We start from the raw sequence: 15,220 nt of genomic DNA, 5'->3' as shown, positions 1-15,220 counted from the left end.
AGGGAGGCGCCACGGATGAACGACCCGATTCTCGAAATGCGCCGGGTCTCCAAGTCTTTCTTCAGCATCAAGGCGTTGCGCAATGTCGACCTGACTGTTTACCCCGGCGAAATCCATGCCCTGATGGGCGAGAACGGCGCCGGCAAATCGACGTTGATGAAGATCCTGTCGGGTGCTTACCGACCCGATCCCGGGGGAGAGATTCGCATCGAGGGCAAGCCGGTGCGCATCGATGGTCCGCTCGGCGGTCGCGCGGCCGGTATCTCCATCATCTATCAGGAACTGTCTCTCGCCCCGAATTTGAGTGTTGCGGAGAATATTTATCTCGGCCGCGAAATCTCACATTCTGGGTTGTTGGCCCGCAACGCCATGCGCATCGGCGTCGGCCCGATTCTCGCGCGGCTCGGCGCGGATTTCACGCCATCGACGCTGGTTGCCGATCTGTCCATGGGCCAGCGCCAACTCGTCGAGATTGCGCGTGCACTGCACGCAAAATCGAAGATCCTGATCATGGACGAACCGACCACGTCGTTGTCGGCGGGCGAGAGCGAACGACTGTTCGTCCTGATCCGCCAGCTGCGCGTGGAAGGGCTTGCCATCATCTACATCTCGCACCGCATGGATGAGGTATATGCGCTCGGCGACCGGGTGACGGTGTTGCGCGACGGCACACTGGTGGGCTCCCTCGACAAGCCGCAGATCCGGGCCGACACCATCGTCAGGCTGATGGTGGGACGCGAGGTCTCCTCCTTTTACAAGAAAGATCACGATCCGCAGGCGGGGCTCGGGGCGCCCGTCCTCGCCGCTGTCGACATCGCCGATGGGCAACGCGTCAGGGGATGCTCGTTGACCGTGCGCGCGGGCGAGGTCGTTGGCCTCGCGGGCCTGATCGGTGCGGGCCGCACGGAGCTCGCGCATCTCATCATCGGGGCGTCGCCGAAGACCTCCGGCCATGTCGAACTCGAAGGTCGCGCGGTCGCCATCCGTACCCCCGGTGAGGCCCTCGATGCGGGCATTGCCTATCTGACAGAAGACAGGAAGGCGCTGGGCCTGTTCCTGGACATGTCCTGCCTGGACAACATCAACCTCGCGGTGCTCGGCAGGGACGCGAAGCTCGGCGGCATTCTCGACCGGGACAAGGCGCGCCAGCGGGCCCGCAAGGCGTTTGCGGCGCTTGGCATCCGTGCCGCGGACGTCGGTGTTCCGGTCGGCGGTCTTTCCGGCGGGAACCAGCAGAAGGTGCTGCTGTCACGCCTGCTCGCAACCACGCCCAAGGTCCTGATTCTCGATGAGCCCACCCGTGGCGTCGATGTCGGCGCCAAGTCCGAGATCTATGCGATCATCGACAATCTCGCCAAATCCGGCGCCGCGATTCTCGTCATCTCGTCCGACCTGCCGGAAGTTATCGGCATCTGCGACCGTGTCATTGTCATGCGTGCCGGGCGCATCGCCGGCGAGATGAGCCGCTCGGCGACATCGCCGCTGGACCAGGAAGAGATCATGGCCCTTGCCACCGGAATGGAGCAGTTGCATGCCTCATGACAATCCTTCGCCGGCGGAGACCGCACCCGCCGGCGCGCCGGGCCTCGCGGCTGCGCAGGAGAGCAAGCGCCAGCGCACGCGGCTCCTTATCCGCGCGGCCGGCATGCTGCCGGTGTTGCTGTTGCTGTGTATCGGCTTCCATTTTCTCTCGGACGGTCGCTTCTTCACCGGGCAAAATCTCGGCATCGTCCTGCAGCAGGCGGCCGTCAACACCGTGCTGGCCGCGGGAATGACCTTTGTCATCTTGACGGGCGGCATAGATCTGTCGGTCGGATCCATCCTGGCCGCCGCGGCGATGGCGGGCCTGATCGTCTCCAAGCTCCCCGATCTCGGAACGCTCTGGCTGCCGGTGGCGGTGCTCACCGGGCTCGCGTTCGGTGCCATTAATGGTGCCTTGATCGCGCTGTTGCGCCTGCCTCCCTTCATTGTCACGCTGGGATCGCTGACGGCCGTGCGTGGTCTGGCGCGTCTGCTCGGCACCGACACCACCGTTTTCAATTCCGCCATTCCCTATGCCTTTATCGGCAACGGCTCCCTGACCATCATTCCCGGTGTGGTGTCGATTCCCTGGCTGTCGGTGATCGCTTTGCTTGTCATCTTGGCCTCATGGGTGGTGCTGCGGCGCACCGTGCTTGGGGTGCACATCTATGCGGTGGGCGGCAACGAGAGCGCGGCGCGCCTTGCCGGCATCAAGGTCTGGGCCATCCTGATTTTTGTCTACGGGGTGTCGGGATTGCTGGCCGGGCTCGGCGGCGCCATGCAGGCGGCGCGCCTCTATGCGGCCAACGGATTGCAACTGGGACAATCCTATGAGCTCGATGCGATCACCGCGGTGATCCTGGGCGGAACGTCCTTTGTCGGCGGCATCGGCTCGATCTGGGGCACGCTTGTCGGCGCGTTGATCATCGCCGTGCTGTCGAACGGCCTCATCCTCACCGGTGTGTCCGATGTCTGGCAGTATGTCATCAAGGGTCTGGTGATCATCGGTGCAGTGGCGCTCGATCGCTATCGGCTGCAGGGCTCGGCGCGCACCTGAGCTTACACCTGTCGTATTCCGAAACGGTCGCTGGTCCGCCGTGCCGGAACGTTCAAGGAGACCAGGGAGGACGCCAATGTTGAAGACGATCTCGCTTGCCGGCGCCGCGGTCGCGCTCGCCATGAGCTCGGCCCCATCTTTTGCCAAGGAGCTCAAATCGATCGGCATCTCGCTGGGCTCGCTTGGCAACCCGTTTTTTGTCGCACTCTCGAAGGGTGCCGAGTTTGAAGCCAAGAAGGCCAATCCCGGTGTGAAGATCACGACGGTCGGCTTTGAATACGACCTCGGCAAGCAGGTCACCCAGATCGACAACTTCATCGCCGCCGGCGTCGACCTGATCCTGTTGAATCCTGGCGATCCGAAAGCCGTGGGCCCGGCGATCAAGAAAGCGCAGGCGGCCGGCATCGTCGTGGTCGCGGTGGACACCGCGGCTGAGGGCGCCGACGCCACCGTGACCACCAACAATGTTCAGGCCGGCGAAATCTCCTGCCAGTACATCGTCGACAAGCTCGGCGGCAAAGGCGAGGTTATCATCGAGAACGGGCCGCAGGTTTCTGCCGTGATCGATCGCGTCGTCGGCTGCAAGAACGTGTTCGGCAAGATTCCTGGGATCAAGGTGCTGTCGAGCGACCAGGACGCCAAGGGATCGCGCGAGGGCGGCCTCACCGTAACCCAGGGCTATCTGACCCGCTTCGCCAAGATCGATGCCATCTTCGCCATCAACGATCCCCAGGCCATCGGTACCGATCTCGCGGCGCGCCAGCAGCAACGCACCGGCATCATCATCACGGCGGTGGATGGCGCGCCCGATATCGAAGCCGCGCTCAAGGATCCGGCGGCGGCGCAGATCCAGGCGTCCGCGTCGCAGGATCCTTTCTTCATGGCCCGCCGCGCCGTGCAGGTCGGCGTCGGCATTCTCAAGGGCGACAAGCCCGCCTCGACCGTGGAGCTGTTGCCATCCAAGCTCGTGACCCGCGACAATATCAAGGATTACAAGGGCTGGACTTCGGACCGTTCGCAATAGCGACGCCGGAGTTGATTTGTCGCTGATAACGGCGAACACTGTCCAAACATCGCGGCCACCGGAAAGAGCCGCGGACAGGGGCAGGGAGGACCGTTATGCTTTTCAATCGCCGTTCAGCATTGGCCGCGATGGCTGGATTTTCCACGGCCGTCGCGTTGCCCGCCATCAGCCGGGGCGCGACACCGGGACCGACGGGCAAGATCAAGCACCTGGCGTTCAGTGATCAGGGCGGCCGCCCCGACGGCGTGCAGGTGATGGTGAGCCGCAACCATCTGTATGTCGGCCATATGTTCAGCAACGGCTTCACCATCATGGATGTGGCCGATCCGTCCAAGCCGAAGCCGTTGCAGTTCGTGGCGGCGCCGCCGAACACCCGCACCCATCACCTGCAGACCCACGGCGATCTCATGCTGATCGTGTGCGGCGCGGATATCCCGACCATCGGGAAATACAATCCGTCGTTTTCCTATTATGGCCAGTCCTATGCGGGAAGCGTGTCCGGACGATCGGATTTCGTCGCCGGCCTGAAGGTCTACGACATCTCCAAACCGGCTGCGCCGACGGAAATCGCGTTCCTGCCGATTCCAGGTATCGGCCTCAACCGCCTCTGGTATGACGGCGGCCGTTACGCTTATGTCTCGGCGCACATGGATGGCTTCACCGACCACATGCTGGTGATCGTCGACATGAAGGAGCCGACCAAGCCGACCATCGCCGGCCGCTGGTGGATGCCGGGGATGTGGCGTGACGGCGGGGAGAAACCGAACTGGGAGAAGAAGCGCGTTGCGCTGCATCACATGATCGTTTCAGGTGACATCGGCTATGCCGCGTGGCGGGATGGCGGCTTCACCATCTTGAACGTGGCTGATCCCGCCAATATCAAGCTTCTCGCTCACGTCAACACCGCGCCGCCGTTCGCCGGCGGCACCCATACGCCGCTGCCGTTGCCCGGTCGCAAGTTGGCCGTGATGCTGGAGGAATCCAACGGCTTCGCCTGCGCCAAAGGTTTGAGCTACACATGGCTCTACGATGTCCGCGTGCTGGAAAACCCGGTCTCGATCTCGACCCTGCCGACGCCCACGGATCAGTCCTGGTGTCGTCCCGGCGAGAATTTTGGTCCGCATAACCTGCATGAAAACCGGCCGGAGAGCTTTCAGAGCGAGGATATCCTGTTCGCCACCTATCATAATGCCGGCTTGCGCATCTTCGATATCCGGGACGCCTTCGCGCCCAGGGAAGTCGCCAGCTTCGTGCCGCCGCCGCCCGCCAAAATCATGGACCCGCGGCCCGGCAATGCGCTGGCGCCGCAGTCCTGCGACATCAACGTGCAGGCCAACGGCATCATGTACCTGAGCGACTGGAATGGCGGACTGCATGTCCTCCAATATGACGGCTAAGCGGCGATGTCTCAGTCGTCGGCGGGTCGCGGGGAAGGAAACGGCGCCGGGTTGGCAAAGCGCTTGACGACATTGGTGATCAATCGCGCCGCGACGCTGTCGTAGCTGTCGATCGGCAGCGCACCGATGAAGTTCATCGAGCCGACCGAGAACACGGCACCGCCTTTCGGTGTCTCGAAGAATGTCAAATCGGACCGGATGATGTCCTCGCGTGCTGCCGGCCAGGTGTGATCGTAACGTTCCTCGTTCACCGGCTGGTAGGTCGGGTCTTCGAGCACGGCCCGCCCGACAATGATGGCATGGGGCGGCGTGCCCAGGCGAACATCGGCGCGATCGAGCTCATGGCCTGCGGCGCCGCCGCCCATCAGCCCGCGCTCGCCGAGAATGCCTCCGGGCGTCGCCTTGTCCTCCATGCCCTCGCGCATGAAAGCGACGCGCGGATCGAGGATGCCGTCGAGGAACGTGTAGGGGAAACCCTTGTATTCGCCCTGCGTGCTGAAGCCGACTCCGGCCAGCATCTGTGGTGGGCGGCCAAGGCGACGCCAAAGGCCACCATAGGAGCCGTCGAAGGCATGGTAGCTCTCGCCTGGCTCCGTTCCCCAGAGACGGATGCCACCCTCGGCGCGTCGCAGTTCGAAGGCCCAGGGCCCGCTCGTATGCGGCACCACCTTCCAGTAGAAGCCGTTACCGCCGAGATAGATGAAGCGGCCTCCGTTTTCCAGATAGGCACTGAGCGAATCGAGTGTTTCAGTGGTGTGATATTCGGGATGCTGGCCGGTGAGCACGACCGCGTAGTTCGACAGCAGCTCCGCGCCTTCAGCATGCACGTCGTGATCGGTGATCACCTCGAAGTCGATACCCTTGCGTGTCAGCAGATCGGTGATGTAGCTGTCCGCCGAGATCCAGTAGAGCCCGGAGCCATAGGGGCTGGGGTCGACGAGATGGATCTGGTTGACCCGCTTATCGATCAAGGGCCGGCGCATGGTCGACATCACCACGCCGCTGCCGTCCGAATGGAAGTTATAGGGCGAAACACCGTATTCGGGATGGCCGTCCGGTGCCTGCGCCAAGGCGCCCCAGGCGCGTGACCGCTCGATGATCAGCGCTTCGCGGCCCTTTTTCTGGAACTGGCTGTAAACGGTGTAGGAGAAGGTCGGCGCGAGGAAGGCGACCTTGGCCTGCGTGCCTGCCTTGGCGGCGCGCACATAAAACACGATGTTGTCGCGTGCACCGTCCTTGTCGAGGTGCAAGGCATAGACGCCGCTTTTCCAATCCGTCGGCACGGTGAAGCTCAGCGAAGGTGTCCACTCGGCGTCGCCGATATCGTCGTCGTGGAAATGAATGGCCCCCCATTGCTCCGGCGCCTCGGTCCAGCGATGGAAGGCGCCTGTCCAGTGTGAGCCCGTCATGCCTCGCGTCGGCAGGTTGACGCAGCGTCCATGGGCTTTCGCCGGGCCGATATCGGTCGCTGTATCAGTGGGAATGCCGATCGATAGATCCCATTCGGCGATGATGTTTCCTGCTGTCGCTGTGCCCGTGCGTTGTGTCGCGAGCACGTCGTCAAGACCACCCGTGCCAGCCACAATGCGCGGCCATTCGATCTTGCCGTTGAAGTGCAGATGGGGCCCGTCGTTCGAACGTTCTGCCGCAACGGCCACAGCACCCACGCCTGATAACCGGGCACCTTTGGCCGTGGCGTTCGTCTCGGCGCGTTCGTCGCGATCGAGTCTCGCCTTGCGTGGCGCTTGGCCCAGCCGCAGTGTTCCGGTCGCTGGATCGAACACGCCAGCAATATCGTACCAGGCGCGTTCGGTAAGTGGGTTGCCGGTTTCGATGTCGAGGACGCCCGCTGGCGTGGCGAGCCTGCAGAAGGCGCCTTTTGTGCCGATGCCCAGTGTCAGCGACACGTCGCCGCCCTTCCAGTTCAGGACAGCCTGCCTGCCGGCAACAAGCAGCGTTGGCCAGATTGTTGCCGCAAAGGCTATCGGTTTTGCGCTGGTGCCGAGATCAAGCGAAGGGATATCGATCCAGGAGCCCTTGGCGATCAGTTGCTCCTTCCCGTCATGTTCGCCCTCCAGCGTCCACGGCACGGGAATTTCGCGATAACCCGGTCCCCGCGGATTGGGATCGCCGCAGATCACGCGGGCGATGCGGGCGCGGTAACGTCCGCCGCCACGCACGCCGATCATGAAGTTGATTGTCTCGCCGGGGCGCACGCTCCAGCGATCGACATAGCCGGTGATTGGCAGCATGAGAAAGTCTCTTTCGTCAACCGCGCCGCAGGTTCCAGAACAAAGGCAGGCCCTTGAGCATGCCGGTCAGCTCCTTCCTGTAGGCGGTGGGCTGGTAGAACACGCCGAGCGGCACGTAGGGCACATCGATGAAGGCCTGACGCTGCATCTCGATGCCGATTTTCTTCTGCGCGGCGGCGTCCGGCGCCACCAGCCAGGCGTCGCGCAGCTCCTCCAGCTTGGGGCTGCGCGCCCAGCCGAAGGTGGCCTTGTCGCCACTGCCGCGGATGAAGTTGTGGGCCGACGGATTGAGCTGCGTCACGCCGGCCGAATAGGTACAGAAGGCGTTGTAACCGCCCTTGTCCGGCGTCTCGCGGCTGTTCATCCGCTTGAGCATGGAGCCCCAGTCCATCACGGCATAGTCGAGCTTGAATCCAAGCCGCTTGAAAAGATCGGCGGTCACTTCGCTCATCTGGCCAATCACCGGGAAATCGCCGGGTGCGATCAGCAGCACCGTCTCGCCCTTGTAGCCGGCCTCCTTGATCGCCCTGGCCGCGGCCGTGATGTCGCGTGGCCCATTGAGCGCCTCCATCCCTTCATCGTTGGCCATGATCGAGCCAGGTGGGAAAAAGCCGATCTTGTCGCGCGACAGGTTGGAGTCGTCGCCGGCGACGGCGGACATGTAATCGCGCTGGCTCACGGCCGAGAGCACGGCACGGCGGATGGCGGCGTTGTCGAACGGCGGCTGCGTGTGATTGAAGCGCAGCACGCCCACATTGCCGATATTGTCGAGCAGCTCGACCTTGAGCGCTTTGTTGGCGCGCAGGGTCGGAAGCAGATCGAGGATCGGCTGGTCCCACCAGTCGATCTCGCCGCGCTGCAGGGCCGCGGCCGCGGTCGCGGGATCAGGCATGATCTGCCATTCCACGCGATCGAAATTGGCAACCTTCGGCCCGGCGAGCAGGCTGGTCTTGCCATCCGGCCGCGGCACATAGCCGTCGAAACGCTGATAGACCAGGCGAGCGCCAGGCACGTGCTCGTCCGCCTTGAAACGGAAGGGGCCGCTGCCGACAAGCTCCTTGACCGGCAATGCGCTGTCGGTCTGCGCCAGCCGCTCCGGCATGATGAAGGCGATGATGGCGCCCACCTTGCCGAGCGCCTCCGGCAACAAGGGAAATGGGCTTTTGAGGCGCCAGCGCACGGTGCGATCATCGGGCGCCGAAATCTCGTCCACGATGTTGAACAGCGAATTGCCGAAAGCATCGCGGGACGCCCAGCGCTTCAGGCTCGCGACCACATCACGGCCGCGGACCGGCTCGCCGTCATGGAACTTCAGTCCCTCGCGAAGGGTCATCACCCAGATCTTGTCGTCGTCCTCGAGAACATGGCCCGCCACCATTTGCGGCTTTGGCTGCAAGCTCTCGTCGACACCATAGAGCGTATCGAACACCAGGAAGCCGTGGTTGCGATTGACCAGGCCGGTTGTGATCATCGGATCGAGGATGGCGGCATCGGCCTGCGGCACGAAGCGCAGAGTCCGCGCGCCTTGCGCCCGCGCGATCCGCGGCAGGAGGAGCGGGGCGCCAAGCGGAGATCCAAGGGCCGCGCCGAGACCGGCGCCCAGGCTGGAACGAAGCAGGTCTCGACGGCGCATCCTGATTCTCCTTGCGAGGCGGTCTAGGGACAGGTGTTCGTCAAAAGGCTCAAGCCCGATGGGATAACTTCGCTTCCACGGTTTTCAGGGTCCGGGCGAAGAGATCGAGCATCTCGTCGACCTCGTCGGGCTTGATGATCAAAGGAGGGCAGAGGCCGATGGTGTCGCCCATGGCGCGAATGATCAGGCCGTTCGCCAGCGCAGCGGTATCGAACGCGGCGCCGACCCTCAGCGCGGGATCGAAGGCAGCCTTGGTCGCGGAATCGGCGACGAGCTCGACCCCGAACATCAGGCCTTCGCCGCGCACCTGACCGACGATGGACGATTCCGCGGCAATCTTGTCCAGGCCGGCCCGCAGCCGTGCGCCCATCGCACGCACATGCGTGACGACGTCCATGTCGTGATAAATGCGCAGAGTTTCCAGTGCGACGGCGGAGCCGACCGGATGGCCGGAGTTGGTGAAGCCATGGCCGAACAGTTCGCCCGCCTTGTTCATCTCGGTGAGCGCATCCCGGATCGGGCGCGACAGCAGCACGGCGGAAATTGGGAAGTAGGAGGATGATAGCCCCTTGGCCAGCGCCATCATGTCCGGCTGCATGCCGACGGTCTGGCAGCCGAACCAGTTGCCGGTGCGGCCGAAGCCGCAGACGACTTCGTCGGCCAGCATCAGGATATCGTATCGCCGAAGCACCGCCTCGATTTTTGCGAAGTAGCCTTTCGGTGGCACCACCACGCCGCCGCCCGCGTTGATCGGCTCGGCGATGAAGGCCGCGATGGTGTCCGGCCCCTCGGTGTCGATCATATCGGCGAGATCGGCCGCAAGGCGGTCGGTGAAGGCTTCCAGTGTTTCGCCCGGCAGCGGACCGCGATAGGGATCCGGGCAATGGGTGTGCAGGAAGCCCTGTAACGGCAGCCCGAACTCGCGATGCATCCGCGGCAGACCGCACATCGAGGCCGCCACGATGGTCGAGCCATGAAAGCCGCGATCGCGCGCAATGATCTTGCGCTTGCCGGGCTTGCCGCGCGCCGCGTGATAGACCCAGGCCAGCTTGACCATGGTCTCTGTTGCTTCAGACCCCGACGTCGCGAAATAAGCCTGCGCATCCGGAATCGGCGAGAGCGCCACCAGCTCTTCCGCGAGGTCGACCACCGCGTCGGGGGCCTTGTGGTTGAAGGTGTGATAGAAGCCGAACTTGTCGTAGGCGGCCATCGCGGCGGCCTTCAGGCGCTTGTCGGAAAAACCGAGCGACGTGCACCACAGGCCGGCCATCGCTTCGAGATAACGCTTGCCGTCCGCGCCATAGACGTAAACGCCTTCGCCGTGGGTCATCACGAGCGGGCCGGTTTCGGCATGCAGGGTCGGGTTGGTCTGGGAGTGCAGGTGGAACAGCACATCCCGCGCTTCGGTCGAATTCGGCAGTCGCTTCAACACGCTCAAAGGCCCTTCTCCTGTATCGGCAGCTTTGTCGCGCGCCGAGGTTGGGCTCTGTTTTTGGTCAGGCCAATTTGGTCTGACCAATTTTGTCTTGTCAAGGCGCAAAAAAAGGCGATATGCCCGCGCCATGTCACCCACTTCACTGTCATCCACTTCGCCAGTCGCACCACTGCGCAGCTTCGAGGTCGTTGCGAAACAGATCGCGACGATGGTGCAGGCGAGCTATCGCATCGGCCAGCGCCTGCCTGCGGAGCGTGAACTTGCAAAAACCTTCGGAGTCTCGCGGCCGACGGTGCGCGAAGCCATTCTCTCGCTTGCGATGTCCGGCATGCTGCAGGTCCGCAGCAACAGCGGTGCCTATGTCATCAGCCGGCGCGAGCTGCCGGACGTGCATGCGCTTGAAGGCGCGGGTCCCTTCGAGAATCTCGAAGCACGGCAGATGATCGAACCGCAGATTGCCGCGACGGCGGCACAACGCGCCACCAAGGCGATCATTGTCCAGCTCGCCGATGCGCTCGCCATGATGCGCCGTGAGCATGCCGAGGGCCGCGAAGCCGATGCGTCGGATCATCGTTTCCATGTCATCCTGGCGGAGGCCACGGGCAACAGCGCCCTGGTGTCGATTTGCGATTCGCTGTGGCGCGCGCAGAGCGATTCCAGCATCTGGCAGGAAATCCACGCGCACATGCGCATGGAGGACTACCGGTCCATCTGGCTCAGGGATCACGAGGCAATTTTCGAGGCTGTCTCCACCGGTAATGCGCGCAAGGCAAGCGCGGCAATGACTCGGCACCTCGGCAATATCCGCGATGCGCTGATGCAGGCGTCAAACGCGAAATCGATGGCGCGCGAGAAGACCTAGCCTTCAGAGAAGAAAATGAAAGATCGGCGCCACCAGGCGACAGCCTAGAACACTTTCCCGCGCGCCGTGATCGGCCACAGGCATTCGACGCGGCCGTTGCGGATGCCCACATACCAGTCGTGGAGATTGCATGTCGGGTCGCAGTGACCAGGGATCAGGCGGACCTGCGCGCCGAGGCGTAGCTGCCCATCGGGATCGGACAGGTTGCAGTGCTCGTCGGAAACTCCGATCGCCTTGACGCCCGTCGTCCCGGCTACGAGAGGCAGCCCTGAGTCGACCGCCACGGCCTTGAGGCCCGCATCGCAGACCGCGCGGCCCGCGCCGGGGACACTCATGACCGTCGCGAGCACGAAGAGCGCGTGCTCGAAACCGCCGGGCGTGGAGCCATCCGTGGTACGAACCTTGGCATAGTCGGCATCCATGAAGGCGTAACTGCCGGCCTGGATCTCCGTATAGAGCCCCGAAGCGCCTTCGATCTCGAAGCTGCCTGTGCCCGCGCCAGTCACCCGGTCGCAGCTCAGCCCTGCTGCGCGAATGGCGTCGCGAGTGCTGGTCGTCAGCGCGATGGACTCGTTGAGTGCGGCCTGCCGTTCCGCCGGGGCGTAAATGTGCTGGGCCCGTCCATAATAGGACTGCAATCCGGCGAAACGGAGCCCCGGCGCTGTTGCGATCGCCTTGGCCAGTGTGACGCTCTCGGCGATCGAGCCCGTTCCGCATCGCCGCGAGCCGCAATCCATCTCGACAAGGACGTCGAGGATCAAGTCGTTGTTTCCGCTCTGCGCACGCTGCGCCATCACTGCGCGGGAAAACGCCGCCACCTGGTCGGGATGATCCGCGCAGACGGTGATTTTGCCCTTGGCCGCGAGCCGTACCAGCCGCGCCACGCGGGCCTCGCCGATAACCTCGTTCGAGACCAGAATATCCCCGACACCCGCCCGCAGCAGTGCCTCCGCTTCCGACACCTTCTGGCAGCAGACGCCGACGGCTCCTCCCCGCGACATCTGCAGTTTGGCAATGTCCGCGGACTTGTGCATCTTGGCATGGGCGCGAAGGGAAACGCCCAGAGCGGACGTGTGAACGCGCATGCGGTCGAGATTGCGCTCGAACACGTCGAGATCGATGATCAAGGCGGGGGTGGCGATATCGGCGAGGAGGTCGCCGACCCGGGCCGGCACGTCATATCCCGGCTCCAGCGTTTCCTGTTCCGGACCTGAATTTGTTGTCATTGGTGCCCGTGCATGTCATTTCCGGCCTTTGTTGGATGCAGTGCTTTTGCATCCGGGCCGACAATCACGATGCACGGGCCAAACGCCGTGGTCAACGCTCGAGGTGCGATCCCTCTCGCCGCTACGCCTTGCCGTCTTTGATCTCGATCAGGACGTTCTTGTAGTCCCAGTCGCTGATGTTGACGAGTTCGTGCGGGATCCCGGCTTCGCGCCACAGCACTTCGCCGGGATTTTCGTTGGTTTCTCGTTCCCGCCCGTCATCGAAGTACATGATGTTCTTGCCCTTGGTGAGCGGGACGATCACGTAGGGCAGGTCATGCTTGTGCCAGGGCTGTCGTTGACCCGGCTGCAACTGGACGCTCCAGATGCGCACGTGATCGTTCTCGAACAGGATCTTGTCACCGATCGGGCCGAGTTGTCGTGGGGAGGCGGGAGAGGACGTCATGTTTCAGCTTCCATATCTCGGGAGAAGGTCACGGACGGGTGGTTGGACGCACGATCCGGGCGTGAATCCGCTCGATCGTGGCGTGGTCGATGGGGGTGATGGCGGCGATGTGGTCATCGGGCCTGACCAGGATGGCGGTGTCGAGCGCACAGCCCAGCCGGTTGCGCAGCGCGTCGCCGACATCGAAATAGGCGCGCTCGCGCAGGCCGGAGTCGAGCGGCGCATCCCATCGCGACACGATCAGGTGCTTGAGGCCCGGTGTGTCCTGGGGAAGCGAGGGCCGCCGCCGAACATCGGTGAAATGCAGCACCACAAAGCTATCATCGATCAACTGATGCAGCCGGACCGGCTCGCCATCCGGTCCGTGCAGCACAAAATCTGGAATGCGATCGCCGATCCGCACCGGGCCGAGTTCGGTCTTGACCATCGACCAGTCGCCGGACTGGTCCACATCCAGCCGAACGCCCAGCATGGTGCGGGTGATGGCATTCGCCCAGGCATCGCCGGACATCGCCCGAAGATTATCCTGCTGCCCCAGCATGTATTTCCGTCCGGCCTCCGCCATCTCGCCGGAGCCCTGCGCCGCGACCGGCCGCTGCTCGCGGCCATAGCCGTCAAGCAGCGCGTCGTCAGCCCAGCCACGCGCGACCCATGCCAGCCGCCAGGGCAGGCTGATCGCATCCAGGATGCCGGTGTTGAGCCCCAGCGCCCACATCGGGGTGATCAGATGCGCCGCATCGCCCATCAGGAACACGCGTCCGGAGCGCCATTGCGACGCGATGCGATGGTGGATGCGATAGACGATGGTGTTGAGGATTTCGATATCGTCCACCGGGCCGATGAATTTCAGCACCTTTTGCTTCAGCTCATCGGTGCCGGGTTCGGGCACATCCGGTGGCAGCGGAAACAGGAAACGCCAGCAATGTGGCTGGCGGACCAGGATCATCCACTCGTCGGGATCGGCGAAGTAGGCAAGATACGGATAGTCCCGCGGGTTCGCGACATCCAGATCCACTTTGATATCGACCAGCAGATTTCGTGCGGCCAGTGACTCGCCCTCTACCGGGATATCCAGCATCGACCGGATCGTGCTGCGCCCGCCGTCGCAGGCCAGCAGATAGGAACCTTCGATCGTGCGTGGACCGTCGGGCGTGTCGAATGTCGCACTGACCGAATCCGTCGCCGCGGTAAACGTCGTGAGCTTGTGCTGCAGGTGAGTGTGGCCCGGCGACTTGTCTTCGATCGCCCGATGCAGGATCGGTTCAAGGTGATGCTGCGGCAGGTTGATGACGAACGGATAACGAGTTTCCAGCGCCAGCAAGTCGGTGCGCACCGACGGCCGCGCAGTGTTGGTCGAACGCTCCACATCGCCGATCTCGTCGACCCGCAAGGCCTTGGATAGCACCTGGCCGGACACGCCATAGCGCCGGAATGCTTCCAGCGTCCGGGTCAGAATGGTCCCGGCCTTGGTGTCGCTGGAGAGGCTGCCATCCTCCTCGAACAGTTGATACGGGAGGCCGTAGAAATCGAGCGCGAGGGCGGTGGTCAGGCCGACCGGTCCGGCCCCGACAATAAGAATGGGCTTCATGGCAGCTCTTTTGATGCGGCTTCAGAGGCTGGATAGGCCGTGTCGCGGCTCAGCAGTGAGGCGGTCATGGACGCGGCGTCGGACAACAGGAACATCAGCGGGCCGACCACGTCTTCGGGCTCGCCGATGCCGGTCGACGCCTTCCAGCGTTCGTTGTCTTGTCCCGCGTTTGCGGCGCGATATTGCGGTGTGTCGATGACGCCGGGGGCGATGATGTTGAAACGGACGCGATGATCGGCGATTTCCTTGGCCGCGCTTTTGACAAAGGCGATCAGCGCGGCCTTACTTGCGGCATAGGCGGAGGCCTGCGGCCAGCCCTGATGCGCGAGGCCCGAGGTGAAGGCGACGATACTGCCGCTGCGGCGGCCAATCATGCCGCCGATCACAGCCTGATAGCACCAGACCACGCCGTCGAGATTGATCCTCAGCACCCGATGCCACTCATCGGGATCCATGTCGTGGACCGACGTGCGGGGCTGGATCGCAGCGCCGCACACAAGTCCGTCGATCTTCCCGAACTTCTGCGCGATTCCTTTGAAAGCGGAGATCACCGCGGCGCGGTCGCCGACGTCGAGAAACATTGCGGAGATGTTCGGATGCTCAGCTGTCACGCCTTCCAGCCCGGCATGGTCGACGTCGAGAACAACCACCTGGCTCCCGGCGGCGGCGGCGGATCGGGCCAGCGCGCGGCCGATCCCATTGGCTCCGCCGGTGATGGCGATCACTCCGCCGTTAAAGTCAAAGTTTGCGCGCATGAGGTCGTGACCTTCTGACGAGTTG

The 15,220-nt window shown here is 63.6% G+C and carries 12 protein-coding genes; 5 read left to right on the top strand and 7 right to left on the bottom strand.

Annotated elements, in window-relative coordinates:
* Nucleotides 1-15 precede the first annotated feature (15 nt).
* The 4 genes from RS897_RS01605 to RS897_RS01590 all read left to right on the top strand — a co-directional run bounded on the left by RS897_RS01605 (nucleotide 16) and on the right by RS897_RS01590 (nucleotide 4,999).
* On the top strand, nucleotides 16-1,542 hold the full coding sequence (locus RS897_RS01605; protein WP_315838946.1) for a sugar ABC transporter ATP-binding protein: 1,527 nt from the start codon (nucleotides 16-18) through the stop codon (nucleotides 1,540-1,542).
* Entirely contained in the window at nucleotides 1,532-2,578 is a 1,047-nt protein-coding gene (locus RS897_RS01600; RefSeq protein ID WP_315834873.1) for an ABC transporter permease subunit, read from the top strand. The genes RS897_RS01605 and RS897_RS01600 overlap by 11 nt, the downstream gene beginning before the upstream one ends.
* A 76-nt stretch (nucleotides 2,579-2,654) precedes the next feature.
* Nucleotides 2,655-3,602 (top strand): ABC transporter substrate-binding protein, encoded by a 948-nt coding sequence (locus RS897_RS01595; RefSeq protein ID WP_315834872.1) that lies wholly within the window; start codon nucleotides 2,655-2,657, stop codon nucleotides 3,600-3,602.
* Between the two features lie 95 nt (nucleotides 3,603-3,697).
* Nucleotides 3,698-4,999, top strand: a complete 1,302-nt coding sequence (locus RS897_RS01590) for an LVIVD repeat-containing protein (RefSeq protein ID WP_315834871.1) — start codon at nucleotides 3,698-3,700, stop codon at nucleotides 4,997-4,999.
* Between the two features lie 11 nt (nucleotides 5,000-5,010).
* Here RS897_RS01590 and RS897_RS01585 read toward each other — a convergent pair whose 3' ends face one another.
* Genes RS897_RS01585 through RS897_RS01575 form a run of 3 tightly spaced genes read right to left on the bottom strand, consistent with a single transcriptional unit; the run spans nucleotide 5,011 to nucleotide 10,316 of the window.
* A complete protein-coding gene (locus RS897_RS01585; RefSeq protein WP_315834870.1) occupies nucleotides 5,011-7,251 on the bottom strand; it encodes a N,N-dimethylformamidase beta subunit family domain-containing protein in 2,241 nt (746 codons plus the stop codon).
* A gap of 16 nt (nucleotides 7,252-7,267) precedes the next feature.
* Nucleotides 7,268-8,884, bottom strand: coding sequence for an ABC transporter substrate-binding protein (locus RS897_RS01580; RefSeq protein ID WP_315834869.1), 1,617 nt, complete (start codon nucleotides 8,882-8,884; stop codon nucleotides 7,268-7,270).
* A 49-nt stretch (nucleotides 8,885-8,933) separates the two neighbouring features.
* On the bottom strand, nucleotides 8,934-10,316 hold the full coding sequence (locus tag RS897_RS01575; protein ID WP_315838945.1) for an aminotransferase: 1,383 nt from the start codon (nucleotides 10,314-10,316) through the stop codon (nucleotides 8,934-8,936).
* Nucleotides 10,317-10,347: 31 nt separating this feature from the next.
* On the opposite strand from RS897_RS01575, the gene RS897_RS01570 reads away from it, so the two are divergent.
* Nucleotides 10,348-11,181, top strand: a complete 834-nt coding sequence (locus tag RS897_RS01570; protein ID WP_315834868.1) for a FadR/GntR family transcriptional regulator — start codon at nucleotides 10,348-10,350, stop codon at nucleotides 11,179-11,181.
* Nucleotides 11,182-11,225: 44 nt separating this feature from the next.
* Here RS897_RS01570 and RS897_RS01565 read toward each other — a convergent pair whose 3' ends face one another.
* The 4 genes from RS897_RS01565 to RS897_RS01550 all read right to left on the bottom strand — a co-directional run bounded on the left by RS897_RS01565 (nucleotide 11,226) and on the right by RS897_RS01550 (nucleotide 15,195).
* Nucleotides 11,226-12,356: a DSD1 family PLP-dependent enzyme gene (locus tag RS897_RS01565; protein WP_407654411.1), complete on the bottom strand. Its 1,131-nt coding sequence runs from the start codon at nucleotides 12,354-12,356 to the stop codon at nucleotides 11,226-11,228.
* A gap of 172 nt (nucleotides 12,357-12,528) precedes the next feature.
* Nucleotides 12,529-12,852: an AraC family ligand binding domain-containing protein gene (locus tag RS897_RS01560; RefSeq protein ID WP_315834866.1), complete on the bottom strand. Its 324-nt coding sequence runs from the start codon at nucleotides 12,850-12,852 to the stop codon at nucleotides 12,529-12,531.
* 28 nt (nucleotides 12,853-12,880) lie between these two features.
* Nucleotides 12,881-14,440 carry an FAD-dependent monooxygenase gene (locus RS897_RS01555; RefSeq protein WP_315834865.1) on the bottom strand — a complete coding sequence of 520 codons (1,560 nt, stop codon included), beginning with the start codon at nucleotides 14,438-14,440 and terminating at the stop codon, nucleotides 12,881-12,883.
* A complete protein-coding gene (locus RS897_RS01550) occupies nucleotides 14,437-15,195 on the bottom strand; it encodes an SDR family NAD(P)-dependent oxidoreductase (protein WP_315834864.1) in 759 nt (252 codons plus the stop codon). The genes RS897_RS01555 and RS897_RS01550 overlap by 4 nt, the downstream gene beginning before the upstream one ends.
* Nucleotides 15,196-15,220 lie beyond the last annotated feature (25 nt).

This window comes from Bradyrhizobium prioriisuperbiae, assembly GCF_032397745.1.
GTDB classification, from domain to species: domain Bacteria; phylum Pseudomonadota; class Alphaproteobacteria; order Rhizobiales; family Xanthobacteraceae; genus Bradyrhizobium_A; species Bradyrhizobium_A prioriisuperbiae.
Note: the sequence above shows the minus strand (reverse complement) of the source record. Positions and strands in the feature narration are given on the sequence as shown.